This window comes from Nocardioides sp. NPDC127514 (assembly GCF_040302125.1).
GTDB lineage: Bacteria > Actinomycetota > Actinomycetes > Propionibacteriales > Nocardioidaceae > Nocardioides.
In genome coordinates this window covers 31738-57725 of sequence record NZ_JBEORF010000032.1, presented here as the reverse complement: position 1 = coordinate 57725, position 25988 = coordinate 31738, and the positions used below count along the sequence as shown (strand labels likewise).

Here is a 25988-nt window from a genome sequence, read left to right as displayed (position 1 = left end):
CGATGTCATCCGACGCGTTCACCACCCCTACTGGAAAGGCCCGACCATGCGCTCCGCGCTAGCAGCTCTCGCACGACTCACCACGAGAAAGGCCACAGCATGGCTGGTCCTGGTGATCACGGTCCTCCTGGCCGGTGCGGTGATGGTCGTCGGATCTTCCCTGGAGTCCGCCAGCTCGGCGCCTGACCCGCTGCCGGCCGACGCCGAGTCGGCCCGGGTCGCTGAGCTCCAGCAGAGTTTTCCGGGCGGTGACGTGCTGCCCGCGGTTGCGGTGGTCGAGCGTGCGGGTGGGCTGACCGCGGAGGACCGGGCGTGGGTCGCCGAGGTGTCGCAGCGTTGGGCCGAGATCACCGGGAACGAGGTCTCGCCGCCGATCCCGGCGACCGACGGCGATGCCCTGATCGTCGCCATCGACGTCGATGCCGACGTGACCGGACTCGACCTCACCGAGCTCGTCGACGAGCTGCGGGAGACGGTCGACGAGGACCGGCCCGACGGCCTCACGGTCGAGCTCACCGGCGGTGCCGCCTTCGCCGCCGACATCTCCTCGGCGTTCGAAGGCGCCGACGTGCGGCTGCTCCTCGTCACCGCCGCGGTCGTCGCCATCCTGCTGATCCTCACGTACCGCTCGCCGGTGCTGTGGCTCGTGCCGCTGAGCGTGATCGCGGTCGCCGATCGCACCGCGTCGGTGGTGACCCAGATCGTCGCGGACTGGACCGGCAACGGGCTCGACGGCTCCACCTCGGGGATCACCAGCGTGCTGGTCTTCGGTGCCGGCACGAACTACGCGCTCCTGCTGGTCTCGCGCTACCGCGAGGAGCTCCGGCGGCACGCACACCACCGCGATGCCCTCGCCGCCGCCGTACGCGGTTCCGCCGAGGCGATCGTGGCCAGCAACCTCACCGTCGTGCTCGCGCTGTTGGCCCTGGTGTTCAGCGTCGCTCCCAACACCCGGGCCCTGGGGGTCTCGGCTGCGATCGGCCTGCTGGTGGCCCTGCTCTTCGCGCTCTTCGCCCTTCCCGCAGCGCTGTCGCTGTTCGGTCGTGGCCTGTTCTGGCCGTTCGTGCCGCGCAACGGCGAGGACGAGAAGTCTCGCGACGGGGTCTGGTTCCGGATTGCCCGCACCGTGGTGAGCCGCCCGGCAGCGGTGCTGGCCGTGGCCGCGGTGATCCTCGGCGTACTCGCCTCCGGGCTCTTGGGCGTCAAGGTCGGGCTCTCGCAGACCGACCAGTTCCGTGTGGACGCCGAGTCGGTCGACGGTCTGGACACTCTCTCGAAGCACTTCCCGCCCGGTGCCTCCGATCCGGTGACGATCGTGGTCGGTGCCGATCAGGCCGACGCGGTTCTCGCGCAGGTCAACCAGATGGACGGGGTCGACAGCGCTCGCCCGTCGGGCGAGAGCGGCGACCTGGTGAAGATCACCGCGACGCTGGAGGACGCACCAGCCACCCCGGAGAGCATCGAGACGATCGAGACGATGCGCAGCGAGCTGGCCGGGACCGGCGCCCTGGTCGGTGGCAGCGTGGCCAAGGACCTGGACAGCCGCAACGGCGCCGAGCGTGATCTCAAGGTCGTCGTGCCGTTGATCCTGCTGGTGGTGCTGCTGGTGCTCTTCGCGGTGCTGCGGTCGATCGTGACGCCCCTGGTGCTCGTCACCATCAGCGTGATCGCCACCTTCGCCGCCCTCGGCCTGGGCGCCTGGATGAGCACGCATGTCTTCGGGTTCCCTGCGCTCGACGTCAGCACACCGATCTACGCCTTCCTGTTCCTGGTGGCGCTCGGCGTCGACTACACGGTGTTCCTCGTCCTGCGGGCGAGGGAGGAGACCGCCGAGCACGACACCGTCGATGCGATGGTCATGGCGGTCGGACTGACCGGTGGCGTCATCACCAGCGCCGGCATCGTGCTCGCCTCGGTGTTCGCGGTCCTGGGGGTACTACCCCTGATCACGCTGACCCAGGTGGGCCTGATCGTGGGCCTGGGCATCCTGCTGGACACCTTCCTCGTCCGCACCGTGGTGGTGCCGGCGGTCTTCGCCCTGGTCGGCGACAAGATCTGGTGGCCTGCTTCGATCGCCCGCCGGCACTCCGAGGAGCCGCTGGTCAGCGACCCGCGGTGAGCACGCGGGCTGCCTCCCGGCCGGCGGCGGCGTTGAGGACGCCGGCACGGGAGCCCGCGAGCTTGGCGGCGATGTGCTCGTCGACGGTGACGTCACGGTAGAGGCGGGGGTGCTCGTCGTCGACGAAGCCCGCCAGCGGGCCGATGACCGCCTCGGCGTCGCCGTCGAAGAAGTACGCAGCCGACCGGCGTCGCTGGATGGCGCCCTCGACGATCGGCGGCTTGACCCGGTGCAGGGTCGAGAGCCACTGCTCGTTGGTCAGCCGGGTCGTGAGGTCGCCGAGGTTGATCAGCAGCGCTCCCTCGGCCGGGCTGACGTCGTGCCACTCGCCGCCGTGCAGGACCTGGAGACCCTTGACCCGGTCGGCCCACAGGATCGTGACGATGCCGTAGTCGGTGTGCTCGCCCATCCCGATCATGTCCTCGTCGACCTCGACCCGGGTGCCTTCCGGGAGGGCGTAGTTGTTCATCCGCAGGACCTCGATCGGGTGGGCCGCGAGGCTCGCGATGGCACCGCGCTCCAAGTCGAGCGCGTCCTCGAAGATGGTGACCATGGTGCGCGCGACCCGGCCGGCCTCGGTGCGCCAGGCGTCGATGCGCGCCCGGAAGTCCGGCACCGACGGCCAGGTGTTCTCCGCGTAGTGCGCCGCGACGAGCTCGGCGTCGGGGTGGTCGGAGACCGACGAGCCGACGTTGAAGGCCTCGAAGAAGTCCTTCATCCGCGTCTCGGACTGGACGCCGGCGCTGAGCGCGAGCGTCTCCGACTTGGGCGGGGTGTAGCCACGGTTCTCGGCGGCCGGCCGGCGCCACCGGATCTTCTCCTCCGGCGGCAGGGCGAAGAAGTCGTCCATGGCCGCGGCGAGGCCGGCGGCCGTGGACGGAGCGACGCCGTGGCCGAGGATCTGGATGAAGCCGACCTCACGGCAGGCGGTGTCGATGGCGGCCGCGACGGCCGCCTTCTCCTGGGGCGTTCCGCCCTGGACGTACGCAGCGATGTCGACGACGGGAACGTGGAAGTTGCTCACGGATGTTCTCCTTGCTCGGAGCAGACGGATGGTCGTGCCCGGAGGTGTCCGCTTTCCCGGCCAGGAGGCCTTGCTGTCCGTTGAACTCGGGCGCCACCACAGTAGAACGCCGAGGTTTCCGCGCTATTTCGGGTCGAGATGCTCGCCGAAGAAGGCGAGGATGCGCCGCCAGGCGTCCTCCGCCTCGGGCTCGGAGTAGTTGTAGCCGACCACCCGTTCCAGGACGGGAACGGGGCGGGGAAAGCCCCAGTCGTTCATGAAGCTGTGTCCGACGCCGGGATACTCCTTGACATCGCGCGGCACGTCGCCCGCGGCGAGCGCCGCCTCGACCTTGTCCGCCGCGCCGGGCAGCATGCGGTCCTTGGCGCCGTAGCTCGCCACCATCGGGCACGAGGAGCTCAGCGTGGACAGGCTCCTCGGCAGCACTCCGTAGTTGGGTGCGGCCGCGTCGAAGATGCCGCGCGGGGCCAGCAGCAGGGTGAAGCCGCCGCCCATGCAGAAGCCGACGACGCCGACCTTGCCGGTGCAGCGTGGGTCGTCGGCGATGTGGTCGCGAGCGGCGATCAGGTCGTCGACCGCGGTGCCCTTGCCTGTCACCAGCGACTTCATCGTGCTGACGACGCACCCGACCTTCGGGCCTCGCTCGTAGAGCGACGGCGTCAGCGCCAGGTAGCCGTTGGCGGCGAACCGGTCACTGATCCGCCTGACGTCAGAGGCCACGCCGAAGAGGTCCTGCACGACGACGACGCCGGGCCAGGGCCCAACACCCTCGGGAACCGAAAGATAGCCACGCGTCGGACCCGCGGGAGCGGCATAGTCGATCATCGACATCTCATCACCTCGCCGCGATCCTCGCAGGTACGACGATCCTGCACGTCGGACCACGCCTGACCCGATAGGATTTCGTGGTGATTCGCCAGGCTCGGGCTCGTGACGGAGGCCGGGGTGCGCCATGAGGGCATGTTCGGTCCCAGGCTCCGCCGGCTCCGTGAGTCGCGTTCGCTGACCCAGGGCGCGCTGGCGCGTGCTGCGGGGGTCAGCGTCGCCTCGATCCGCGACCTCGAGCAGGGCAGAACGAGGCGGCCGAGGGCGGCCTCGCTGCGCGCGCTCGCCGAGGCGCTGGACCTGAGCCCGGAGGAGAAGGCTCGGTTCGCCGAGGCCATCGCACCCGCCCGCGAGGCCGACGGGGCGGCGGTGCGCATCGCCGTCCTCGGCCCGAGCGTCGTGGTCCGCGATGGAGCGCCGGTCGAGATGGCCGATCAGGTCGGCCTGCTGCTCCGGCGGCTGGCGCTGGAGCCGGGGGAGAAGGTCGGGCGCGACGAGCTGCTCGACCTGCTGTGGCCCGAGCTCACCTCGGCCGAGTCGGGCAGGCGGCTGGCCCAGCTGGTCCGGCGCCTGCGCGCCCTCGTCGCGCCGGTCGTGGTCACCCAGGACGGCAGCGCCCTCCGCCTCGACGCCTCGGCCGACGAGCTCGACCTGGTCCGCTTCCGCGAGCTGACCAGGACCGACGAGATGGCCCCGCTCACCGAGGCCGTCGGCCTGTGGCGTGGGCGTCCCGACGGGTTCGACCAGGCACCCTGGCTGTCGAGCACCATCGAGGACGAGTACGTCGCGGTCGTGCTCAGATGGGCGACCCTCGGCGTTGCCGAGGGCCGGGCCATCGAGGCGCTCCCGGTCGTGGGCGAGCTCGCTCGGCTGCGGCCGCTGGACGAGCCGTTGTGGGCGGCGTACGTGAAGGTGCTGGCCGCGGCCGGACGGCAGGCCGAGGCGCTCGCCGCCTACGACACGGTCCGGTCCGTCCTGGCCGAGGAGCTCGGGCTGGACCCGAGCCCGGTCCTCGAGGACGTCCGCCAAGGGACGCTGGAAGGGCGCTGGCACACCCGGCGACCGACGTTGGTCGAGGGTGCGCGAAGGCGGGACGTACCTCGGGAGGTGCCGGCGGCGCCGGCGCTGATCGGGCGTGACGCCGAGCTCGAGATGCTGGCGGCCGGCCTGGGCGATGGCGGTGGCGCGGTGCTGGTCACCGGGCCGGCGGGCTCCGGGAAGAGCGCGCTGGCGCTGACCGCCGCGGCCCGGCTGAGCGGTGACTTCCCCGACGGCCAGCTCTACGCCGACCTCCACGGTGTCTCGGGCGAGGCGGTCGACCCCGGCTCGGTGCTGCGGCGCTTCCTGCGCTCGCTCGGCCTCTCCGGCCAGCAGATCCCGACCGACGCCGCCGATGCCGCGGCCCTGTTCCGCAGCGAGCTCTCCGACCGCCGGATGCTGATCGTGCTGGACAGTGTCGACAGCCCCGGCCAGGTGATCCCGCTGCTGCCCGGTCTCGGCGCCAACCGGACGATCATGACGAGCCGCCACCGGCTGCCGGCCCTCGCGGGCACGATCGACCTGGGCCGCCAGATCCACCTCGGCGAGCTCAGCACCGAGGCCTCCGTCCACCTCATCGGGGCGATCGTCGGGCAGGAGCGTGTCGCCGCGGCACTGCGCGCCAGCGAGTCGCTGGCGCTGGCGTGCGGCCGTCTCCCGCTGGCGCTCCGGATCGCCGCCGCCCGGCTGCTGAGCCGCCCGGAATGGTCGATCGAGACGTACGCCTCCCGGCTGAGCGAGAGCTCCCACCGGCTCGCCGAGCTGGCCGTCGGCGAGGTGAGCGTCGCGGCCAGCCTCGAGATCTCCTACGCCGCGATGCCCGCCGAAGCGCAGCGCGCGTTCCGGCTGTGCTCGCTGATCTCGGCCTACGACTTCGACCCCGCTCCGGCGTGTGCACTCCTCGACCGCGACCCGGCCACCACGCAGCGGCTGCTCGAGGACCTGGTCGATGCCAACATGCTGCAGACCGCCGTCTCCGACGACGGCGTCGGGCGCTACCACTACCACGATCTGCTCCGGCTCCACGCCGGCGATCTGGCCGCCGCCGACCCCGAGCAGCCGCAGGCGCAGGGCCGGCTCGCCGACTGGCTGCTGGACACCACGGTCAGCGCCGCCGACACCGCCTACCCCGGCCGCCTCCGCGCACTGGAGATCGAGCCGTCGCCGCAGAGCCGCTTCGCTTCGGCCGACGACGCCCGCACCTGGCTCGACCGCGAGGCCCAGCTGCTGATCGCCTTCTCGAAGCAGGCGGCCACCGACCCGCTCCGGCGTCACTACGCCTGGAAGCTCGTCGACCAGGCCCGGATCCACTACCGCACCCGCCTCGACGTGACCACCTACCTCGAGCTCGTGACGGTCGGGGCCGAAGCCGCCATGCTGGAGGACGAGGCGCGGGCCGAGGCCTTCCTGCGTACGCTGCGGGCCGATGTGCTCGGGGTCCTGGGGCGGATGGAGGAGGCCTGGGCGGAGTCGGACCGCGCCTGGAGCCTGCTCGACACGAGCGGGTGGCCGCAGGGGCTGGCGTTCGCGTCGATCGTCGACGGCCACCGCCACCGGGTCGCCGACTCCGGCCGTGAGGCGGAGGTCGCCTACGCGCACGCGCTGAAGATCCTCGGCGACGTCGAGGGCACCGAGGGGCTGCGGTCCTGGGCGCATCAGGCCCTCGGCATCGCCTGCACCGAGCAGGGCCGCTTCGAGGAGGGCCGCCGTCACCATCTCCAGGCGGTCGAGCTGAGCGAGGTACAGGGCAGCGCCACGCCGCTCGAGCTCTCCACCCTGGCCGCCGCCGAGCGCGCTCTCGGTCTGCTCGACTCAGCCGGCGAACGGCTCGAGTCGGCGCTGGCGCAGGCCACCCGCAACCGGAGCCCGTTCGCCGAGGCCAACGCGCTCGAGGAGCTCAGCCTGCTCGCCCTGGTCCGGGGCGACCACGCCTCGGCGCTCGAGCTCGCCGAGCGGGCCCACCTGACCGCGCGGGCCCACGGGGACGTACGTTTCGTCGCCTCGACGGCGTGCAGCTATGCCGCGGCCCTCGAGGCGACCGGGAACCACCGAGACGCCGCCGAGACCTACGAGTACGCGGTCCGGCTCAGCCACACCCACGTCGCCTCGTTCACCGAGACCCGTGCCCGGATCGGACTGGCCCAGGCGCTCCACGCGGAGGGAGACACCGCGGCCGCCCGGGTCCACGCCCGCCGCGGCCGGCAGCTGGCCGCCGAGCACGGCTTCGCGCCGCTGCGGCGCGAAGCCGACCGGGTGCTCGGACAGCTCTAGTCGACCTTGGACGGGTGCTTGGCCAGCGGGGTGACCTGGACGTCCATGTAGGGGAACAGCGGGAGGCCGGAGAGGATCTGGTGGAGCTCGTCGTGGGACTCGACGTCGAAGACCGAGAAGTTGGCGTACTCCCCGGCGATCCGCCACAGGTGCGGCCACTTCCCGGCGCGCTGGAGCTCCTGGGCGTAGGCCTTCTCGCGGGCGATCGTGTCGTCGCGGACGTCCGGATCCAGGTCGTGCGGGATCCGGACGTCCATGCGTACGTGGTAGAGCATCAGCCGCGAACCGGGTCGAGCACGAAGCCGTAGTCGACGCTCACCGAGCCGTCCCCGTTGGCGACGGGCGCGAGCACGAGCTCGGGCTTGACCGCCGAGGCGATGTCGTCGTCGTTGTGCTCGTCACCGGGGAAGTAGAGCTGTGCGGTGAGCAGCTCGTGACCCGGCGCCGACACCTTGACGTGCAGGTGCGCGGGGCGCCAGGCGTGCCAGCCGGCGGCGGCGATGAGCTTGCCGCAGGAGCCGTCGGTCGGGATCTGGTAGGGCGCCGGCTGGATCGTGTGGATCTCGAAGGCGCCGTCAGACCCGACGGTGAAGCTGCCACGCAGGTTCCACTCCGGGATGCCGGGCGCGAACTGCGAGTAGAAGCCGTCGGCGTCGGCGTGCCACAGCTCGACCTTGGCGCCGTCGAGCGGGGTGCCGTCGGTGGAGGTGATGGTGCCGGTCCAAGTCAGCGGGGTGCCGGCCTCGCCGTCGCGCATCGGGATGGTGCCGTTGGCGCCCTGCTCCGGGGCCGCCGGGACGTAGTAGGGGCCCTCGATGGTGCCCTTGTTGCCCTCGCGGTGCTCGGTGGCGACCTTCTCGACCTCGTGCTCGACCCAGACGTCGAGGAAGAGCGGCCACTCGCCGTCCTTGCCGACCTGGATCAGCCACGCCTTGAGCGCGTTGTACTCGTCGTAGCTGACCTTCTCCTCGCGGATCGTGTCGTAGACGGCGTTGAGCACGCGCTTGGCCAGCCGGTCGACGCGCTCCGGCGGGGTGTCCTTGACGGCGTCGAAGGGCGACTTGTCGGCGGCGAAGCGCTCGGTGGCGGAGGCGCCCGAGGCGGCCGCGGTCGCGGCCTCGGCGGACTCGAGGGTCTGGTCGGTGGTCATGGGTGTGTCCTCTCGTGTTGCGGTGGGGTCGGGTGTTCAGTTGTCGGTGCGGTAGCGATCCAGCTTCTCCGGATCGATCTCGACCCCGAGGCCGGCACCAGGACGTACGGCGAGCTCGCCGTCGCGGATCTCGAGCGGCTCGGTGAGCAGGTCATCGGCCATGTCGAGGAAGTTGGAGAGCTCACCGGCGCGGCGGGAGGTGAGCCGGTGGGCCGCGCCGAAGGCGATCGAGCAGGCGCTGCCGAGCTGGCCGTCGATCTGGTTGCCCATCACGACCTCCAGCCCGAGGCCCTCGGCGAGATGGAGCACCTGCTGCGACCCGGTGAAGCCGGTGCGCGCGGTCTTGATGCTGATCGCCGTGGCGGAGCCGCCGAGCACCTCGCGGGTGACGTCGGCCGCGGTCGGGACCGACTCGTCGGCGATGAACGGCACGTCGATCTGGCTGACCAGCCAGCGCCGTCCGAGCACGTCGTCGGCCGGGTTGAGCTCCTCGGCGAAGAGCAGGTCCAGGTCGGCCATCTGCTTCATCGCGCGGGCGGACTCGGCCGCGGTCCAGCCGCGGTTGCCGTCGACGTACAGCTCGATCTCGGTGCCGAACCGCTCGCGCAGCGCTCGGACCACGGCGGTGTCGAGCTCGATGGGGGAGCGGCCGACCTTCACCTTGAACGTCGAGATGCCGTACGTCTCCCGCATCCGCTCCGCCTCGGCGACCATCGCCTCGGGGGAGTCGAAGCCGAGCATGTGCGAGACGCGCATCCGGTCGGTGAAGGCACCGAGCAGGTCGACGACCCGCAGGTCCAGGGTCTTGCCGAGGGCGTCCCACATGGCCATGTCGACGGCGGCCTTCGCGGTCGGGTTGCCGACGGTGCGCTCCATCAAGACACGGGCGGTCTCGCGCTCGAGCAGGGTCAGCCCGGCGAGCTGCGGCGCGAAGAGCTGGTCGATGACGGCGATGATCCCGGCCTGCGTCTCGCCGTAGGTGAACGGTCGCGGCGGCGCCTCGGCCACGCCCACGACACCGTCGTCGGTGTGGACCCGGACGAGCACGTGCTGCGCGGTGTGGACCTCGCCGGAGGCGAAGCGCAGCGGCTTGCGGTAGGGGATGGCGAACGGGATCGCCTCGACCTTGGTGATCTTCATGATCGGGGAGCTTCCAGACGGGGTGCGGTGAACAGGTCGGCTGCCTCGAGGATCTCGATGACGGCGTCGACGACGGGGTTGTCGTCGTCGGTGCGGTAGGCGAGGGAGAGCTCGACGCTGCCCGCGTCGAGCAGGTCGCGGAAGACCACGCCCTCCAGCGGAAGCGCCCGGACCGAGGCCGGGAGGACCGCGACGCCGAGGCCCGCGGCGACCAGCGCCAGCAGGACCGCGGTGCTGGGCGCCTCGTGCTCGCGGCGCGGCACGAAGCCGGCCTCGCGACAGCTGCGCAGGACCGCCTCGTTGACCGCCGAGTCGCGGGCGCTGTAGGCCACGAACGGCTCGGTGCGCAGGTCGGCCAGGGCCACGACGGGCTCGACGGCGAGCCGGTGGTCGACGGGGATGGCGAGCGCGAGCGGCTCGACCTCGAGGGTGCGCAGGGTGAGGCCCTCGCCGGTGGCGGGCGGCCGCAGTACGCCGAGGTCGAGGGCCCCGCTCTGCAGCCGCTCGCACTGGGCCGGCGTGAGCAGGTCGGCGTGGATCTCGAGCGCCACCTCGGGCAGCTCGCGCTTGACCACCCGGGCGATGCCCGGCAGGTGCGAGAACGAGGCGGTGCCGGTCAGTCCCAGGCGGACCAGGCCGTGGCGGCCGGCCCCGATGCGGCGTACGCCTCGGACGCTGTCGTCGACGGCGGCCAGGACCCGCGCGGCCTCGGTGCGCAGGAACTCGCCGGCCGGAGTGAGGGAGACCTGCCGGGTCGTCCGGGTGAACAGGGTGACGTCGAGCTCGGACTCGAGCTGGCGGATCGCCTGGGAGAGCGCCGGCTGGGCGATGTGCAGCTGCGCCGCGGCCTGACCGAAGTGGCAGGTCTCGGCGACCGCGGCGAAATACCGCAGGTGGCGTAGCTCCATGAAGCGCTCCTCACGAGGTGGTGATGACCGCCACACTAGGACCGCGATAGATAAACAACAAGGACGAAACTGACGCCTATTGATCGATTCGAATGATCAATAGGTGCCTAGGTCGGGACTGGGCATTCGCCTGGTGTGACGGTCGCCACGTCTTGCGAAGGTGTGGGGACCGTCACCCGTTGGAGGCATCACCATGACCGCACCGCTCACCGAGAGCCTGGGCCACATCGAGAACGTCCTGTCGGACGCCGTGGTCGAGGACCGCGAGGCCGGGATCTACCGCGCCAACCGCCGAATCTTCACCGACGAGGAGGTCTTCGAGCTGGAGATGAAGCACATCTTCGAGGGCAACTGGATCTACCTCGCCCACGAGAGCCAGGTGCCCAATCCCGGCGACTACTTCACGACCTACATCGGGCGGCAGCCGGTCATGATCACCCGCGACAAGGACGGCGAGCTGCACTGCATGATCAACGCGTGCGCCCACCGTGGCGCGATGCTGTGCCGGCGCAAGACCGACAACCGGATGACCCTGACCTGCCCGTTCCACGGCTGGACGTTCCGCAACGACGGCACCCTGCTCAAGGTCAAGGACCCCGACGACGCGGGCTACCCGGAGAGCTTCAACACGCAAGGCTCGCACAACCTGACCCACGTGGCCCGCTTCGACAGCTACCGCGGCTTCCTGTTCGGCTCGCTCAACGAGGACGTACTGCCGCTCGAGGAGCACCTCGGCGACACCGTCAAGGTGATCGACATGCTGGTCGACCAGTCGCCCGACGGGCTCGAGGTCCTGCGTGGTTCTTCCACCTACACCTACGACGGCAACTGGAAGGTCCAGGCGGAGAACGGCGCCGACGGCTACCACGTCACCGCCACCCACTGGAACTACGCCGCGACGACCTCGCGGCGCAACACCGGCGAGTCGAAGAACACCACCAAGACCGTCGACGCCGGCAGCTGGGGCAAGGCGGGTGGCGGCTACTGGTCCTACCCGAACGGCCACCTGTGCCTGTGGACCTGGGCCGCCAACCCCGCCGACCGGCCGCTGTGGGACCAGATGGACACGCTCAAGGAGAAGTTCGGCGAGGCCAAGGGCGAGTTCATGGTCAAGGGCTCCCGCAACCTGCTGCTCTACCCGAACGTGTATCTGATGGACCAGTTCTCGACCCAGATCCGGCACTTCCGCCCGATCTCGGTCGACCAGACCGAGGTCACCATCTACTGCATCGCGCCGAAGGGCGAGAGCCCGGAGTCACGCGCCTGGCGGATCCGGCAGTACGAGGACTTCTTCAACGCCTCCGGCATGGCCACGCCCGACGACCTGGAGGAGTTCCGCTCCTGCTTCCTCACCTACCAGGCCTCTGCCGCTCCGTGGAACGACATGAGCCGAGGCGCCGAGCACTGGCTCACCGGTCCCGACGAGGTCGCCGAGGCGCTGGACATGCCGGGTGTGATCTCGGCCGGCGCGAAGAACGAGGACGAGGGTCTCTACCCGGTCATGCACGCGCAGTGGACCGAGCAGATGCGTACGGCCATCGCGAACGAGAAGGGCAACTGACCATGACGCTCACCCAGAACGCCCCGGCCGGGGCGAAGCTCGTCACCCCCAAGCTCATTACGCACAGCATGATCGAGCAGTTCCTCTACCGCGAGGCGCGCTTCCTCGACGACCGCGAGTTCGAGAAGTGGCTCGAGTGCTACGCCGACGACGTCGTCTACTGGATGCCTTGCTGGGACGACGCGGACCTCCTGACCGAGGACCCGCAGACCGAGATGTCGCTCATCTACTACCCCAACAAGGGTGGTCTGGAGGACCGGGTCTTCCGGATCCGTACGGAGCGGTCCTCGGCCACCTCGCTGCCCGAGCCGCGTACGTCGCACAACATCAGCAACGTCGAGGTGATCGAGCGCCGCGGCGACCTGGTCGACGTGCGCTTCAACTGGCACACCATGTACTTCCGCTACAAGACCGTCGACCCCTACTACGGCACGTCGTTCTACACCATCGACTTCGCAGGCTCGCAGCCGCTGATCCGCCGCAAGACCGTGGTGCTGAAGAACGACTACATCCACCACGTCGTCGACATCTACCACGTCTGAGGCACCGCGATGACTGCAACACAGACCGAGCCGAGCACCGGGATCGCGACCCACCAGGTGGCGCTCTCCTTCGAGGACGGGGTGACCCGGTTCATCACCGTCCGCGAGGACCAGACCGTCGCCGACGCGTCCTACCGGCAGCGGATCAACATCCCGCTGGACTGCCGCGACGGCGCCTGCGGGACGTGCAAGGCGCTGTGCGAGTCGGGGGAGTACGACGGCGGCACCTACATCGAGGACGCGCTCTCCGAGGCGGAGGCCGCCGAGGGGTACGCCCTGCCGTGCTCGATGAAGCCGCGCTCGGACCTCGCGCTGCAGATCGCCACCACCTCCGAGGTCGCCAAGACCGGCGCCGCGAGCTACACCGGCACCGTGGTCGGCCTGGACCGGCTGAGCCCGACCACGGTCGAGCTCGCCATCGACATCCCCAACCGCGGCGAGCTGGCCTTCCTGCCGGGTCAGTACGTCAACATCGCGGTGCCCGGCACCGAGGTGACCCGGTCGTACTCCTTCGCGAACGCCCCGCACGAGGAGCGGCTCGTCTTCCTGGTCAAGCTCACTCCGGGCGGCGCGATGTCGACCTGGCTGACCGAGCGGGCCGCCGTCGGTGACGAGGTCACCTTCACCGGGCCGAACGGCTCCTTCTTCCTGCGCGAGGCGCGCCGGCCGGTGCTGATGCTGGCCGGTGGCACCGGGCTCGCCCCCGTGCTCTCCATGTTGCGCCAGCTGGACGTCGACGGCTGCGACCGAGGCGGCCGCCTGGTCTACGGCGTCAGCACCGACGACGACCTGGTCAAGCTCGACGAGGTCGAGGAGCTGGTCTCGCGGCTGCCCGGGTTCACCTGGGACCACTGCGTCTCCGACCCCGCCTCGACCGCCGCCAACAAGGGCTACGTGATGAGCCTGATCGGCGACGAGGACCTGCACGACGGCGACGTCGCGATCTACCTGTGCGGTCCGCCGCCGATGGTCGAGGCGGTGCGTACCCATGTCGCCGGTGCCGGCATCGAGCCCACCGGGTTCTACTACGAGAAGTTCGCCCTCGCCGTCCCTGCTGCCGAGGCGTCAGCCCCGTCGGCCGAAGCGTCGCCTGCGTCGGCCGAAGCGTCACCCGTCCGCGGCGAGCTGGAGACCCACCCGGAGGCGCGGGCGATCGCGGGGCAGCAGATGCTTCCAGCGCTCGACCTCGGACCCGCCGGATCGACCGCCACGACGCGTGACGACGGAGATGTCGTACGCCGCATCGCGGGGCAGCTGGTCGCGCCCGCCGCGCTCGACGGAGCCAGCGGCGCGGTGGTCGAGGACGACGCTCTGAGCGTGACCCATGACGCTCGCCGGATCGGTGGCCAGGAGGTGTTCCCGGCCGGTGATGACCTCTCGGCCGACGTACCTGACGCCTCGGCCGACGCGGGCGACGTCTCGACCACCGCGGACGGCTACACGATCGGTGAGGAGCACCCGGACATCTCCGCGTCCGATGCGATCTTCGAGGCCCGGGCGGCGCTGGAGGTGGGGGCGCTCGACCTCACCATCGGACGGCTCGACTCCCAGCAGCTCGCCGGCTACCGGCTGCTCGCCGAGTCCACCCTCCCGTACGTCGAGGGCGACCGGTTCCTCGACGCCCACGGCTACACCGAGTCGAACGCGGCCTTCCACGACTACCTGTTCACCCTCACCGGCAACAGCCACCTGCTGGCCGCCTACCAGGCGCTCGGGGTCAAGGGCCGGATGGAGGACGTGCTGCGCAACGCCACCTGGTGCCACCCGCAGTGCACCCAGGACCACCTCGACATCGTCGAGGCGTTCGAGCGCGGCGACCGGCCGGCCGCACGCGACCTGATCAAGGCCCACAGCGAGCGGTCCCAGGAGACGATGCGGCGCGCGATGGCCGAGTCGGCCGCCGCGAGCAGGCCGCGGTTCATCACGCCGGGCAGGTTCGCCGGGCAGGTCGTGGTGGTCACAGGGGCCGCCCAGGGCATCGGCGCCCAGGTCGCCCGCCGGGTGGCCGCCGAGGGCGGCAAGGTCGTCCTCGCCGACCGCTCGCCGCTGGTGGCCGAGGTCGCCACCGACCTCACCGGCCAAGGCACACAAGCGACCGCGGTCGAGTGCGACCTCGAGCACTACGACGGCGCGGCCGCGCTGGTGGAGCGGGCTGTGAAGACGTACGGCCGTATCGACGTGCTGATCAACAACGTCGGCGGCGCGATCAACTTCAAGCCGTTCACCGAGTTCACGCCTGCACAGATCGACGCCGAGATCACCCGGTCGCTGATGACCACGCTGTACGCCTGCCGGGCCGCCCTGCCGGGCATGGTCGAGCGCGGGCACGGCGTCATCGTCAACGTCTCCTCGGCCGCGACCCGCGGCATCCACCGGATCCCGTACTCGGCAGCGAAAGGTGGGATCAACGCGATCACCGCCTCGCTCGCGCTGGAGTACGCCGGCGATGGCATCAGGGTCGTCGCGACCGCTCCGGGCGGCACCGAAGCGCCGCCGCGCCGGATCTCCCGGGGCACACCAACGCCGCAGACCGACGACGAGAAGGCCTGGTTCCAGGCCCATATCGACCAGACCCTCGAGACCTCACTGATGCACCGCTACGGCACGCTCGACGAGCAGGCCGCCGCGATCTGCTTCCTCGCCTCCGAGGAAGCCTCCTACATCACCGGCACGGTCCTTCCCGTCGCCGGCGGTGACCTCGGCTGAGCCACCAGGTCCTCTCTCGGGGCCGTCCCTCCCTTCGCGAGCACGCTCGCGTCACCCATGGAGACACCCATGTCCGAAAACACCGATGAAATCACTCGGGCCAAGACCGCGCGCCAGCTCGCCTGGGTCGTCGCGCTCTCCGCGCTGGCCCTGATGTTCGACGGCTACGACCTCGTGGTCTACGGCACGGTGCTGCCGACCCTGATGGCTGATCCCGGGCAGATCGGGCAGCTCTCCGCGGGCCAGGCGGGCACGCTCGGCAGCTACGCGCTGGTCGGGGTGCTCGTCGGCGCACTGAGCGCCGGCGCGGTCAGCGACCGGATCGGCCGCCGGAAGGTCGTGCTCGCCAGCATCACCTGGTTCTCGCTCGGGATGGCCGCGACCGCGTTCGCCCAGTCGATCGCCGTCTTCGGCATCCTGCGCTTCCTCACCGGCCTCGGGCTGGGCGCGATCCTGGCGACCGTCGGCGCCCTGGTCGCCGAGTTCGCCCCGCCGGAGCGGAAGAACCGGCTCAACGCGATCGTCTACAGCGGCATCCCCGCCGGCGGCGTGGCCGCCTCCGTGATGGCGCTCATCATCGATCCGAGCGGCTCCAACTGGCGGATCCTGATGGCGATCGGCGCCGCTCCCTTGGTGCTCCTGCTGCCCTTCGCCATCGCCAAGCTGCCCGAGTCGCAGCTGTGGCTCGACTCCCGCGGCCGGGTCGCGGCGACCAGCACCGCCCAGGAGGCGGTCGGCTTCAGCGCCCTGGCGCGCCGCCCGCTCGCGTTCCCGACCGCCGTGCTCGGCCTGATGAGCTTCTCCGGTCTGCTGCTCACCTACGGCCTGAACACCTGGCTGCCGAAGATCATGGAGGACAACGGCTACGGCAAGGCGTACGCGCTCACCTTCCTGCTGGTGCTCAACGGCGGTGCCATCCTCGGTGGCCTTCTCGCCTCGTACGTCGCCGACCGCACCGGGGCCAAGAAGGTGGTCTCGACGACCTTCGTGCTCGCCGGCCTGATGCTGTTGCTGCTGCCCCTCGGGCTGCCGCTCACCATCCTGTTCCCGGCCGTCGCGATCGCCGGGGTCGGCACGATCGGTACGCAGGTGCTGATCTACGGCCTCGTCGCCAACTACTACCCGACCCGGGCCCGCGGCGCGGGCGTCGCCTGGTGTGCCGGGTTCGGCCGGCTGGGCGGCATCGTCGGGCCGATCATCGGCGGGGCGCTGGTCGCCGCCGGAGTGGGCGGCACCACCGCCTTCCAGATCTTCGCCGGCGTCGCGGTGCTCGGTGCCCTCGTGACCGTGGCGGTGCCGCGGTCCCCGGAAGAGACCGTCGTGAGCGTCACGCTCGACGACGGCGTACCGGCCTGAAGGGGGCCTAGGGTGTGACCGTGCTCATAGAACGAGCTGGGTGTGTCGGTCGCGAGGACGAGCTCGTCGAGCTCACCTCGCGGCTGGCCCGCACCCGCACCTCCGGCTCCGCCGCCGTACTCGTCCTCGGCGACCCGGGGCTGGGCAAGACCGCGCTGCTGCGCGGCCTGGCGGACCGGGTCGCGACGCCGGCGCTGAGGGCCCGCGCCGGCGCGTGGGAGCAGGACTCGCCCGGAGCGGTGCTGCGCCAGCTGCTCGGGGAGGAGCCACCGGCCGACCCGGTCGCCGCGGCGGATGCCCTGGTCACGCAGGCCCTGGCCGGGTGTGCCGACGAGCCCGGACTGATCCTGGTCGACGACGCCGACCTCGCCGACACGCTCTCGCTGCAGGCGATCGCCTCCGCGCTGCGCCGGCACCGCGAGGCACCGGTGCTCGTGGTGCTCTCCGCCACCCGCAGCACCGCGTTCCTCGGCGAGATCGCCGCCGAGACCGTACGCATCGAGGGGCTGGACGCGGCCGCGGTCGGCGAGCTCGCCTCGCTGCGCGGACGGGTTCTGCACCCGTCGATGGCCGAGGTCCTCACCCGCCACACGGCGGGCAGCCCGCGCGACGCGGTCGCGCTGCTCGACGAGCTCCCACCGACCCGCTGGGCACGGCCCGACACCCAGCTGCCCGCCCCGGTCCACGTCCGCGACGAGGTCCAGCTCGCCCTCGCTGGCTGCGGTGCCGCCGGGCGTGCCCTCGCCGAGGCCTTCGCGATCCTGGGAGAGGACGCGTCGCTGGGGCAGGCCGCGGCTCTCGCCGGCCTCGAGGACCCGCTCTCCGCGGTCGACGCCCTGGCCTCGGCCGGGCTCGTCGAGACCACCCGCGACCACCGCCCCCGATGGCGTACGCCGCTGGTCGGTGTCGCCGTGCTGGCGACGATGGGCGCTCGCCGGTCCGCCGACGCGCACCAGCGCGCCGCCGCGATCGTCGACGACGAGGTCCGCCGCGCCCGGCACCTCGTCGCCGCGACCCCGCTGCCCGACGCCGGGCTCGCCGACGAGGTCGCCCGGCTGGCCCAACGGCGCGGTGACGAGGGCGCCTGGGCGGAGGCCGCGGCGCTCTACCGCGACTCCAGCCGGCTCACCGAGGACCCCGTCCGGCGCGACGACCGGCTGATCCGCTCCGTCGACGCGCTGGTCGCGGCGGGCGACGGCATGGGCGCGGCGGCGCTGGTGCCCGTGGTCGAGAGTCTGCGCGAGACGCCGCTGCGCGATGCGGTGCTCGCCTATCTGGCGATCCTGCGCGGCCGCGCCACCGAGGCCGAGGTGCGGCTCAAGCGCGCCTGGGACATCGTCAACGCCGACCGGGAGCCGGAGACGGCCGCGCTGATCGCCACCCGGCACGTGCTGCACTCGCTGGCGCTGTGCCGCGGCGACGAGCTGGTCACCTGGGCCGACCGGGCGATCTCGCTGGCCGGCCGGGACTCGGCGGCGGGCGTCGAGGCGGCGGCGATCCGTGGGCTCGGCCTGGCGATGGCGGGCCGCTTCGAGGACGCCCACGAGGCGTACGCCCTGGCCGCGCGCCGCGTCGGACACAGCGCCCAGACCCAGCGGGTCACCATGGGTCGTGGCTGGCTCGACGTACTCTCCGACGAGCCCGACGAGGCTCGCAGCCGCCTGGAGGGCGTCACCGACCCTCGGGTCCTCGGCGGCTCGACCCGGATCTCGATGTGGGCCCTGGCCTGGCTGGCACGGGTGCAGTTCCTGACCGGTGAGGGCGAGGCGGCGCTGCAGACGGTCGCGGCCGGGCGGGCCCTGGCCGCCGAGTCCGGCATCGCCCTGGTCACCCCGCTGCTGGAGTGGACGGCCACCGAGACCCACCTGCTGCGCGGCAGCTGGGAGGAGGCGGCCCGCACTGCCCGCGCCGCCGAGATCGGGGCGCAGGGCTACGAGATCATGCGCGTCCCCGCACTGCTCGCCCGCGCCCACATCGCCGAGGCCCGCAGCGACTTCCGTGCGGTCCTCCGCATCCTCGAGCCGCTCACCCAGGCCCCGGCCGGAAGCGCGCTGACCGAGCCGGCGATCTGGCCCTGGGCCGAGACGTACGCCGCCGCGCTGATCGCGGAGGGCCGCTTGGACGAGGCTGACGATTTCCTCCGCCCGCACGAGGCCCGCGCCCGGGAGACGCAGCACCGCTCCGCCCAGGCCAGGCTGGCCACCGCCCGGGGCCGCTGGCACGGCGCGCGTGGCGACCTCGCCGGGGTCCGGGACACGTTCGACCGCGCGCTCGGTCTGCTCGACGGGCTGCCGCTGCGCTACGAGCGCGCCCGGGTCACCTTCGCCTACGGCCAGGCGCTGCGCCGTGCCGGCCGCCGTCGCGACGCCGAGGCGCTGCTCTCCTCCGCGCGCGATCTGTGGGACGGGATCGGCGCGGTGACCTACGTCGACGCCGCCCAGCGCGAGCTGCGCGCCGGGGGAGTGCGGGCGCCGCGCGGTCAGCGTGGCCCGGTGGACCTGACCCCGCAGGAGGAGACCGTCGCGCAGATGGTCGCCTCGGGGCTCTCCAACCGCGAGGTGGCCGCGCAGCTCTTTGTCTCGCCCAAGACCGTGCAGTACCACCTGACCCGCATCTACGCGAAGCTCGGCGTCCGCAGCCGGACCGAGCTCGCGGCGATGGCGGCCGAGCCGACGGAGGAGCCATGAGCACCGAGCTCGACGATCCCGACGTCCGCGAGGCCGGTCTGCGGCGCGACCTGGGCCGTCACGAGCTGGTCAACGGCTTCATCGGATTCCTCTTCTCCTGCACCGGCCCGGTCGCGGTGATCCTCGCCGTCGGCCAGGGCGCCGGGCTCTCCGCTGGTGTCGTCGCCTCCTGGGTGAGCGCGGTCTTCTGCCTCAACGGCGTCCTGACGATCATCGCCTCCCGCTGGAGCCGGCAGCCGCTGGTCTACTTCTGGACGATCCCCGGCACCGTGGTCGTCGGCCAGGCGATGGCCGCCGGCACCACCTGGCCGGAGGCGGTCGGCGGTTTCATCATGGCGGCGGTGCTCCTGGTCGCGCTGGGCCTGACCCGGCAGGTCGACCGGGTCATGCACCTGCTGCCGATGCCGATAGTGATGGCGATGGTGGCCGGTGTCTTCCTCCGCTTCGGCACCGATCTGGTCCTCGCCGTCGACCGCGACCTGGCGATCGCTGGGCCGATGGTGGTCGCCTTCGTCGCCGTCAGCGCGGTCCCACGGCTCGCCCGTTGGCTCCCGGCGGTGCTGGTCGCGCTCGCCGTCGGCGCGGTCGCGGTGAGCCTCGCCGACCGACCTGCCGTCTCGGTCTCCGGGCGATGGCTGGCCGACCCGGTCTGGACGACGCCGGTCTTCACCGGGTCCGCGTTCATCGAGCTCACCATCCCCCTGCTGATCACCGTCCTCGGCGTCCAGAACGGCCAGGGCATGGCGGTCCTGCGAGCCGCCGGCCATGACCCGCGGATGAACCAGGTGACCGGCTGGTGCGGGGTGACCTCGCTGGTCGCGGCCCCCTTCGGTGGCGTGTCCACCTGCCTGGCCGGGCCGACCAACGCGCTTGTCACCGCCTCGGGCGAGCGGCGACGGCACTATGCCGCGGCGATCTGGTGCGGCGTGCTCGCGATCGGGTTCGGCCTGCTCGCCCCCGGCATGGTCCGGGTCATCACCACCATGCCCGAGGCGTACGTCGCCGTGCTGGGCGGCCTGGCCATGCTCAAGCCGCTCCAAGGCGCCTTCCAGACCGCCTTCAGCGGGGCCTACGCCACCGGCGCGCTGGTCACCTTCCTGGTGACCGTCGCCGACATCACCGTCTTCAACATCGGCTCCGCCTTCTGGGGGCTGGTGGTCGGTGTCGCGGTCAGCGTGCTGCTCGACCGCGACAGCCGAAACAACAGCAGGGAGAAGTCATGACCACCACCGACACCACCTACCCCGATGCGACGATGCGCTACGGCGCCACCGCCCGTCAGGTCGCCGACGTCTTCGAGCCGGACGAGGCGACCGACTCGCTCATGCTGCTGCTCCACGGCGGGATGTGGCGCGACTCCGACCGGATGCGCACCTGGTCCGCCGGCCGGGCACTCGCCGAGGCCGGTCATCTGACCGCGACCGTCGAGTACCGGCACGGGCCCGGCCAGTGGCGGCAGGCCTTCGACGACGTCGAGACCGCGATCGAGTCGATCCAGCTCAGCGGCCGGGAGTGGACCATCCACAACGACGCACCCCGCCGGATCACCCTGGTCGGACACTCCTCCGGCGGCCAGCTCGCCCTGTGGGCGGCCTCCCGGGCGGGCACCCTCGTCACCGGCGTCGTGGCCCTGGCGCCCGCCGCCGCGCTGGCCGCGATGAGCCAGGACGGCCTCGGCGACGGCGCGGTCGAGGAGTTCCTCGGTGGCACCCCGTCCGAGAGCCCCGAGGCGTACGCCGCCGCCGACCCGCTCGGTCTCGCCCCGCAGGTGCCGGTGCGGGTCCTGCACAGCGCCGCCGACACCGTGATCCCGCTCGCGATCTCCGAGCGCTATGTGGCAGCACACCCCGGCGTACGCCTGGAGGTCGTCGACGACGCCGACCACGCAGCCTGGGGCGACCCGACCTCGACGGCCTGGCCGCACCTGCTCACCGCCGTCAGAGAGGTATGAGGGTCGAGGCGAGTCCGAGGACCGCGCACGCGCCGAGGGTCCGCATGGTGCTCCATTTGCGCCAGAAGACGAGTGCGATCGCCACCGCGGTGATGGCGAACGCGATCGGGTCCCATGAAGACAGGACCGGAAGATCCAGGTCGATCGGCCCCCACGCCAGGGTGCGGGAGCGGTCGAACAGCGTGTGCAGCGCGAAGAAGAGCGCAAGGTTGGCGATCACGCCGACCACCGCCGCGGTGATCCCGGTGAGCGCCGCGGTGAGGTGCTGGTTGTTCCGAAGTCGCTCGACATAGGGAGCGCCCAGGAAGATGAACAGGAAGCAGGGGACGAAGGTCACCCAGGTCACCAGCAGCGACGCGATCACGGCGGCCACCCACGGGTCGAGGGAGCCCGGGTTGCGGTAGGCGCCCACGAAGGCGACGAACTGCACGACCATGATCAGCGGTCCCGGTGTCGTCTCGGCGAGCGCGAGACCACGGACCATCTCGCCGGCCTTCAGCCAGCCGAAGACGTTGACGGCCTGATGGGCGACGTAGGCAAGAACCGCGTACGCGCCTCCGAAGGTGACGACGGCGGCGCCGGAGAAGAACAGGCCCTGGTCGACGAACACGCTGTCGCGGCTGAACACGATCGCCGCCAGCGCCACCGGGGCGAACCACAGCACAAGGCCCAGGACGAGGGTCTTCAGGCCGCGGACCTTCGACGGTGCGTCGTGGTGCAGGGCGTCATCGCTGATCAGCGGCTCGGGGCCGTCGTCCGTGCTGCCGTGACCCTTGCTCCGGGTGAAGGCGGGGACCCGCGTGCCGGCCAGCCAGCCGAGTAGAGCCGCGACCACGATCACGACCGGGAACGGGACCTTGAAGACGGTCAGTGCGACGAACGAGGCGATCGCCATCGCCACCAGGATCGGATGGTGCAATGCCCGCGTGCCCACGCGTTGCACCGCCTGGACCACGATTGCGATGACCGCGGGCGCGAGGCCGGCGAAGAGCCCGGCCACCAGCGCGGTGGAGCCTGCGCCGACGTACAGAGCCGAGAGGGCGAGGAGCGCGACGACGCCGGGCAGCACGAACAGGACGCCGGCGATGAACCCGCCGAGGGTGCCGTTGAGCAGCCAGCCGACGTAGATGGCCAGCTGCTGGGCCTCGGGGCCGGGCAGCAGCATGCAGTAGTTGAGGGCATGGAGGAACCGCTGCTGTCCGATCCAGCGCTTCTCATCGACCAGCTTGTGCTGCATGACCGCGATCTGACCCGCGGGCCCGCCGAACGTCTGCAAGGAGATCGCGAACCACGCGCGGGTCGCCTCCCGTAGCGGGATGACGTCGTTGGTGCGTGCGTTCTCGAGCGTCATGGCGTGTCCGTTCCGGTGGGCAGGGCAGGTCGCGGCTCAGGGATGCGGGACGACGACGTCGTCGGCCTTGTCGCCGGCACCAGGGTAGAGAACCAGGATCAGGAGTACGCCGACGACCAAGCCCACGAGCTGCGCGAGAATGAACGGCGCCACCGAGCCGGGCGCGATGCCTGCGAAGGTGTCGGAGAAGACCCGGCCGATCGTGACCGCCGGGTTCGCGAACGAGGTGGAGCTGGTGAACCAGTAGGCCGCGCCGATGTAGCCGCCGACCGCGGGTGCCGCCAGGGCGCCGCGGTCGCTGCGTACGAGAGCGAAGATCAGGGCCACCAGGCCGGCGGTGGCGACGATCTCGGCGACGAGGTGGCCGCCGGTGGCCCGGTCCTTGGTCGAGATCGCCTGGTCGACGTCGAACATCACGTTGGCCAGCAACGCACCACCGATCCCGCCCGCGACCTGCGCCACCACGTAGGCGCCGACCTCGGCGAGCGAGAGCCCCTTGCCGGCCTTGCGCCCGAGGAACCAGTCGGCGAGCGAGACCACCGGGTTGAAGTGCGCGCCCGAGACCGGGCCGAACATCAGAATCAGCGCGGCCAGTCCGAAGACGGTCGCCATCGAGTTCTCCAGAAGCTGCAGGCCGACGTCGTCGGGGGACAGCTGCTCGGCGGCGATGCCCGAGCCGACGACCACGGCGACGAGCAGGGCGGTGCCCAGGAATTCGGCCAGCACGCGGCGCGGGAGGGAAGAGATCACGGTCGCATTCTTGACGTTCGAGGATTACTCAGTCAATATTGAGTCAATGGAGGTTGAGAGACAGCCGGAGCTGGAACGCCGGGCGAAGATGCATGCAGCGCTCGGTGATCCGGTGCGGCTTCGGATCGTCGACAGCCTCCAGATGAGTGATGCCTCCCCCACAGAGCTCGCCGGGATGCTGAATGTCTCGTCGAACTTGTTTGCTCACCACGTGCAGACCTTGGTGAGCGCAGGCGTGGTGTCCCGTCATCATTCCGAGGGCGACGGGAGACGTACGTACCTGCACCTCGAGCAGGACGCGCTCGAGAGCTTGGGCACCGCGTCCCCCGTGGCGGTGCCCAGGCGTGTCCTGTTCGTGTGCACCGGCAACTCGGCCAGATCGCATCTGGCTGCGGCGTTGTGGCGTCAGGTCAGCACGATCCCGGCCGCCTCGGCCGGCACCCATCCCGCCGAGCAGATCAACCCGGGTGCGGTCGACGTCGCGACCCGCCATGATCTGGAGCTCCCCGTCATCGATCCCCGTCATCTCGACGACGTGCTGGACCCGGACGATCTGGTGGTCACCGTCTGCGACCGCGCCCACGAGACCCCGAAGGTCCGCGGTGAGCTGCACTGGTCGATCCCCGACCCGGTGGGCAGAGGCCCTGAGGCCTTCGACGCTGCGTACGTCGAGCTCGAGCACCGGATCCGGACGCTCGCTTCCCGTTTCGACTCCTGATTTCGACTCCTGACCCCACACCCCCACCGCAAGGAGAACCACTCGATGAACACCGACGGATCAGCGGCCGAGGCCAAGCCCGCCGTCCTCTTTCTCTGTGTCGAGAACGCCGGCCGCTCGCAGATGGCGCTCGGCTTCTTCACCCACTACGCAGGCGACCAGGCGATCGGCTGGTCTGGGGGCTCGGCTCCGGCCGCGGCGATCAACCCGGTCGCCGTCGAGGTCATGGCCGAGCTCGGGATCGACATCTCGGGGGAGTTCCCCAAGCCCTGGACCGACGAGGTCGTACGCAGCGCCGACGCCGTCATCACCATGGGCTGCGGTGACGCCTGCCCGTACTACCCGGGCAAGCGCTACGAGGACTGGAAGGTCACCGACCCGAAGGGCGGGGGCATCGAGCACGTACGCGGCATCCGCGACGAGATCGAGCAGCGGGTGCTCGGTCTCCTCGGTGAGCTCGGCGTGACCCCCGCCCGCTCCGTCACGAGAGGGTGATCGGCGCGCGGCTGATGGTGAACAGCTCCTCGCTCGGAGCCGTCGGGCCGCAGCAGCCGCCACCGCCCGTGCTCTCCGGGTCGTCGAAGACGCCGGCGCCGCCGCAGACCCCGGTGTCGGGGAGCTCGAGCTCCACCCGGGCGGCCGCGTCGTGGTCCCCGGCGAGCTCGGCGACCACGCTGCGTACCTGCTCGTAGCCGGTCATCGCCAGGAAGGTCGGCGCGCGACCGTACGACTTCATCCCGACGAGGTAGAGGTCGGGCTCGGGCTGGGCGAGGTCCTTGGCGCCGGTCGCGCTGACCGAGCCGCAGGAGTGCAGGTTGGGATCGATCTGGACCGCGATGTTGCGCGGCGCCTCCAGCGTCGGGTCGAGGTCGAGGCGCATCTCGCTGAGGAAGCCGAGGTCGGGACGGTAGCCGGTGAGCACGACGATCTGGTCGGCCTCGATGGCGCGCCCGTCCTCGGCGATGACGGTGCCGCCGTCCACCCGCTCCGTGCGGAACCCGGTCACCAGCTCGACCGAGCCGTCCTGGACCGCCTTTCTCGCGCGTACGCCGAGGGCGCCCCGCTCCGGGAGCTCGTCGGCCTCGCCGCCACCGAAGGTGTTCGTCGAGACCGCGCGGCGGATCGCCCAGGTGATCCTCGTTCCCGGGTGGTCCTCGGCGATGGCGGTGAGCTCGTTGACGGCGTTGAACGCGGAGTCACCCGCGCCGATCACGACGGTGTGCCGGCCGGCGTACGCCTCGGGGTGCGCGCGGTCCGGGACGGCGTAGCCGAGCGCACCGGCGGCGTGCGCCGCACGCTCCCCGAGTGCCGGGAGCCCGTCGGCCCCGGCCGGGTTGGGCCGGCGCCAGGTGCCGGAGGCGTCGATGACGGCCCGCGCCTCGATGCGCTCCTCGGTGCCGTCCGCACCGGTCACGTGCAGCACGAACGGCTGCTCGGCACGGTCGGCGTCGACGAGGCGGTCACGGCCCTTGCGGGAGACGCCGGTCACCGTGGCGCCGTAGCGGACGTGGTCGCCGAGCGCGTCGGCCAGCGGGGCGAGGTAGTGCTCGCGCCACTGCGCGCCGGTGGGATAGCCCTTCGTCGGTGCGGCCCAGCCGGTCGGCTCCAGGAGCCGGGCGGCGGCCTTGTCGACGAGCTCCGGCCAGGCCGAGAAGAGACGTACGTGGCCCCACTCGGCGACGGCTGCCGCAGGCTCGCTCCCTTGCTCGAGCACGAGCGGGGTGAGGCCGCGCTCGAGGAGATGGGCAGCGGCCGCGAGGCCCTGTGGGCCGGCGCCGATGACGGCAACGGGAAGGTCGGTCATGATGCTCCTCAGATTCAAGAACGTCGATATGACGGCGACCTTAGGTGACGTATCGACGTTCGTCAATATCATTCGGTAGACTCGTCC

The 25988-nt window shown here is 71.3% G+C and carries 20 protein-coding genes; 11 read left to right on the top strand and 9 right to left on the bottom strand.

The genetic code is table 11. The features are described from left to right. The first annotated feature begins 46 nt into the window (after nt 1–46). On the top strand, nt 47–2119 hold the full coding sequence (locus ABTX24_RS23465) for an MMPL family transporter (RefSeq protein WP_350843004.1): 2073 nt from the start codon (nt 47–49) through the stop codon (nt 2117–2119). Here ABTX24_RS23465 and ABTX24_RS23460 read toward each other — a convergent pair. Together ABTX24_RS23460 and ABTX24_RS23455 are read right to left on the bottom strand one after the other, a co-directional pair. Next, nucleotides 2103–3143 carry an isopenicillin N synthase family dioxygenase gene (locus ABTX24_RS23460; protein ID WP_350843002.1) on the bottom strand — a complete coding sequence of 347 codons (1041 nt, stop codon included), beginning with the start codon at nt 3141–3143 and terminating at the stop codon, nt 2103–2105. The two genes, ABTX24_RS23465 and ABTX24_RS23460, sit on opposite strands and share 17 nt — an antisense overlap. A gap of 123 nt (nt 3144–3266) precedes the next feature. Next, a complete protein-coding gene (locus ABTX24_RS23455; protein ID WP_350843000.1) occupies nt 3267–3974 on the bottom strand; it encodes a dienelactone hydrolase family protein in 708 nt (235 codons plus the stop codon). Between the two features lie 99 nt (nt 3975–4073). Between ABTX24_RS23455 and ABTX24_RS23450 the strand changes: the two genes are divergently transcribed. Then, nucleotides 4074–7277 (top strand): BTAD domain-containing putative transcriptional regulator, encoded by a 3204-nt coding sequence (locus ABTX24_RS23450; RefSeq protein WP_350842998.1) that lies wholly within the window; start codon nt 4074–4076, stop codon nt 7275–7277. Here the strand turns inward: ABTX24_RS23450 and catC are convergent. From catC to ABTX24_RS23430, 4 genes are read right to left on the bottom strand one after another with little or no spacing between them, the layout of a single operon-like run. Further along, on the bottom strand, nt 7274–7552 hold the full coding sequence (catC, locus tag ABTX24_RS23445) for a muconolactone Delta-isomerase (protein WP_008361945.1): 279 nt from the start codon (nt 7550–7552) through the stop codon (nt 7274–7276). The two genes, ABTX24_RS23450 and catC, sit on opposite strands and share 4 nt — an antisense overlap. Continuing rightward, nucleotides 7552–8427, bottom strand: a complete 876-nt coding sequence (catA, locus tag ABTX24_RS23440; protein ID WP_350842997.1) for a catechol 1,2-dioxygenase — start codon at nt 8425–8427, stop codon at nt 7552–7554. The genes catC and catA overlap by 1 nt, the downstream gene beginning before the upstream one ends. Before the next feature lie 36 nt (nt 8428–8463). Beyond that, a complete protein-coding gene (locus ABTX24_RS23435; RefSeq protein WP_160027541.1) occupies nt 8464–9567 on the bottom strand; it encodes a mandelate racemase/muconate lactonizing enzyme family protein in 1104 nt (367 codons plus the stop codon). Next, nucleotides 9564–10475 (bottom strand): LysR substrate-binding domain-containing protein, encoded by a 912-nt coding sequence (locus tag ABTX24_RS23430; protein ID WP_160027542.1) that lies wholly within the window; start codon nt 10473–10475, stop codon nt 9564–9566. The genes ABTX24_RS23435 and ABTX24_RS23430 overlap by 4 nt, the downstream gene beginning before the upstream one ends. A gap of 193 nt (nt 10476–10668) precedes the next feature. On the opposite strand from ABTX24_RS23430, the gene benA reads away from it, so the two are divergent. The 7 genes from benA to ABTX24_RS23395 all read left to right on the top strand — a co-directional run bounded on the left by benA (nt 10669) and on the right by ABTX24_RS23395 (nt 21278). Further along, nucleotides 10669–12036, top strand: a complete 1368-nt coding sequence (gene benA, locus ABTX24_RS23425) for a benzoate 1,2-dioxygenase large subunit (protein ID WP_350842994.1) — start codon at nt 10669–10671, stop codon at nt 12034–12036. Nucleotides 12037–12038: 2 nt separating this feature from the next. Further along, complete coding sequence (gene benB / locus ABTX24_RS23420) at nt 12039–12578, top strand: benzoate 1,2-dioxygenase small subunit (RefSeq protein ID WP_502890913.1); 540 nt, start codon at nt 12039–12041, stop codon at nt 12576–12578. A gap of 9 nt (nt 12579–12587) precedes the next feature. Then, a complete protein-coding gene (gene benC / locus ABTX24_RS23415; RefSeq protein WP_350842992.1) occupies nt 12588–15284 on the top strand; it encodes a benzoate 1,2-dioxygenase electron transfer component BenC in 2697 nt (898 codons plus the stop codon). Nucleotides 15285–15353: 69 nt separating this feature from the next. Continuing rightward, nucleotides 15354–16640, top strand: coding sequence for an MFS transporter (locus tag ABTX24_RS23410; protein WP_350842991.1), 1287 nt, complete (start codon nt 15354–15356; stop codon nt 16638–16640). Between the two features lie 20 nt (nt 16641–16660). After that, complete coding sequence (locus ABTX24_RS23405; protein WP_350842989.1) at nt 16661–19327, top strand: helix-turn-helix transcriptional regulator; 2667 nt, start codon at nt 16661–16663, stop codon at nt 19325–19327. Further along, the gene (locus ABTX24_RS23400) at nt 19324–20550 is read left to right on the top strand and encodes a benzoate/H(+) symporter BenE family transporter (protein WP_350842987.1); all 1227 of its coding nucleotides are present in this window, start codon (nt 19324–19326) and stop codon (nt 20548–20550) included. The genes ABTX24_RS23405 and ABTX24_RS23400 overlap by 4 nt, the downstream gene beginning before the upstream one ends. Next, entirely contained in the window at nt 20547–21278 is a 732-nt protein-coding gene (locus ABTX24_RS23395; protein ID WP_160027549.1) for an alpha/beta hydrolase family protein, read from the top strand. The genes ABTX24_RS23400 and ABTX24_RS23395 overlap by 4 nt, the downstream gene beginning before the upstream one ends. Here ABTX24_RS23395 and chrA read toward each other — a convergent pair. Beyond that, on the bottom strand, nt 21265–22629 hold the full coding sequence (chrA, locus tag ABTX24_RS23390; RefSeq protein ID WP_160027551.1) for a chromate efflux transporter: 1365 nt from the start codon (nt 22627–22629) through the stop codon (nt 21265–21267). The two genes, ABTX24_RS23395 and chrA, sit on opposite strands and share 14 nt — an antisense overlap. A gap of 36 nt (nt 22630–22665) precedes the next feature. Then, a complete protein-coding gene (locus ABTX24_RS23385) occupies nt 22666–23379 on the bottom strand; it encodes an aquaporin (protein ID WP_350842984.1) in 714 nt (237 codons plus the stop codon). Nucleotides 23380–23425: 46 nt separating this feature from the next. On the opposite strand from ABTX24_RS23385, the gene ABTX24_RS23380 reads away from it, so the two are divergent. Both ABTX24_RS23380 and ABTX24_RS23375 read left to right on the top strand, forming a co-directional pair. Then, on the top strand, nt 23426–24097 hold the full coding sequence (locus tag ABTX24_RS23380) for an arsenate reductase/protein-tyrosine-phosphatase family protein (RefSeq protein ID WP_350842982.1): 672 nt from the start codon (nt 23426–23428) through the stop codon (nt 24095–24097). A gap of 45 nt (nt 24098–24142) precedes the next feature. Further along, nucleotides 24143–24592: an arsenate reductase ArsC gene (locus tag ABTX24_RS23375; RefSeq protein ID WP_350717252.1), complete on the top strand. Its 450-nt coding sequence runs from the start codon at nt 24143–24145 to the stop codon at nt 24590–24592. Here ABTX24_RS23375 and ABTX24_RS23370 read toward each other — a convergent pair. Then, nucleotides 24579–25901, bottom strand: coding sequence for an NAD(P)-binding domain-containing protein (locus ABTX24_RS23370; RefSeq protein ID WP_350842980.1), 1323 nt, complete (start codon nt 25899–25901; stop codon nt 24579–24581). The genes ABTX24_RS23375 and ABTX24_RS23370 overlap by 14 nt on opposite strands. Nucleotides 25902–25988 lie beyond the last annotated feature (87 nt).

What these genes read in the sequence shown, in the direction of transcription:
- ABTX24_RS23410 (WP_350842991.1), top strand. Translation starts at nt 15,354, where the DNA reads ATGTCCGAAAACACCGATGAAATCACTCGGGCCAAGACCGCGCGCCAG.
- ABTX24_RS23400 (WP_350842987.1), top strand. Translation starts at nt 19,324, where the DNA reads ATGAGCACCGAGCTCGACGATCCCGACGTCCGCGAGGCCGGTCTGCGG.
- ABTX24_RS23465 (WP_350843004.1), top strand. Translation starts at nt 47, where the DNA reads ATGCGCTCCGCGCTAGCAGCTCTCGCACGACTCACCACGAGAAAGGCC.
- chrA (WP_160027551.1), bottom strand. Translation starts at nt 22,629, where the DNA reads ATGACGCTCGAGAACGCACGCACCAACGACGTCATCCCGCTACGGGAG.
- benA (WP_350842994.1), top strand. Translation starts at nt 10,669, where the DNA reads ATGACCGCACCGCTCACCGAGAGCCTGGGCCACATCGAGAACGTCCTG.
- ABTX24_RS23370 (WP_350842980.1), bottom strand. Translation starts at nt 25,901, where the DNA reads ATGACCGACCTTCCCGTTGCCGTCATCGGCGCCGGCCCACAGGGCCTC.
- catA (WP_350842997.1), bottom strand. Translation starts at nt 8,427, where the DNA reads ATGACCACCGACCAGACCCTCGAGTCCGCCGAGGCCGCGACCGCGGCC.
- ABTX24_RS23395 (WP_160027549.1), top strand. Translation starts at nt 20,547, where the DNA reads ATGACCACCACCGACACCACCTACCCCGATGCGACGATGCGCTACGGC.
- ABTX24_RS23380 (WP_350842982.1), top strand. Translation starts at nt 23,426, where the DNA reads ATGGAGGTTGAGAGACAGCCGGAGCTGGAACGCCGGGCGAAGATGCAT.
- ABTX24_RS23455 (WP_350843000.1), bottom strand. Translation starts at nt 3,974, where the DNA reads ATGTCGATGATCGACTATGCCGCTCCCGCGGGTCCGACGCGTGGCTAT.
- ABTX24_RS23430 (WP_160027542.1), bottom strand. Translation starts at nt 10,475, where the DNA reads ATGGAGCTACGCCACCTGCGGTATTTCGCCGCGGTCGCCGAGACCTGC.
- ABTX24_RS23435 (WP_160027541.1), bottom strand. Translation starts at nt 9,567, where the DNA reads ATGAAGATCACCAAGGTCGAGGCGATCCCGTTCGCCATCCCCTACCGC.
- ABTX24_RS23375 (WP_350717252.1), top strand. Translation starts at nt 24,143, where the DNA reads ATGAACACCGACGGATCAGCGGCCGAGGCCAAGCCCGCCGTCCTCTTT.
- benB (WP_502890913.1), top strand. Translation starts at nt 12,039, where the DNA reads ATGACGCTCACCCAGAACGCCCCGGCCGGGGCGAAGCTCGTCACCCCC.
- benC (WP_350842992.1), top strand. Translation starts at nt 12,588, where the DNA reads ATGACTGCAACACAGACCGAGCCGAGCACCGGGATCGCGACCCACCAG.
- catC (WP_008361945.1), bottom strand. Translation starts at nt 7,552, where the DNA reads ATGCTCTACCACGTACGCATGGACGTCCGGATCCCGCACGACCTGGAT.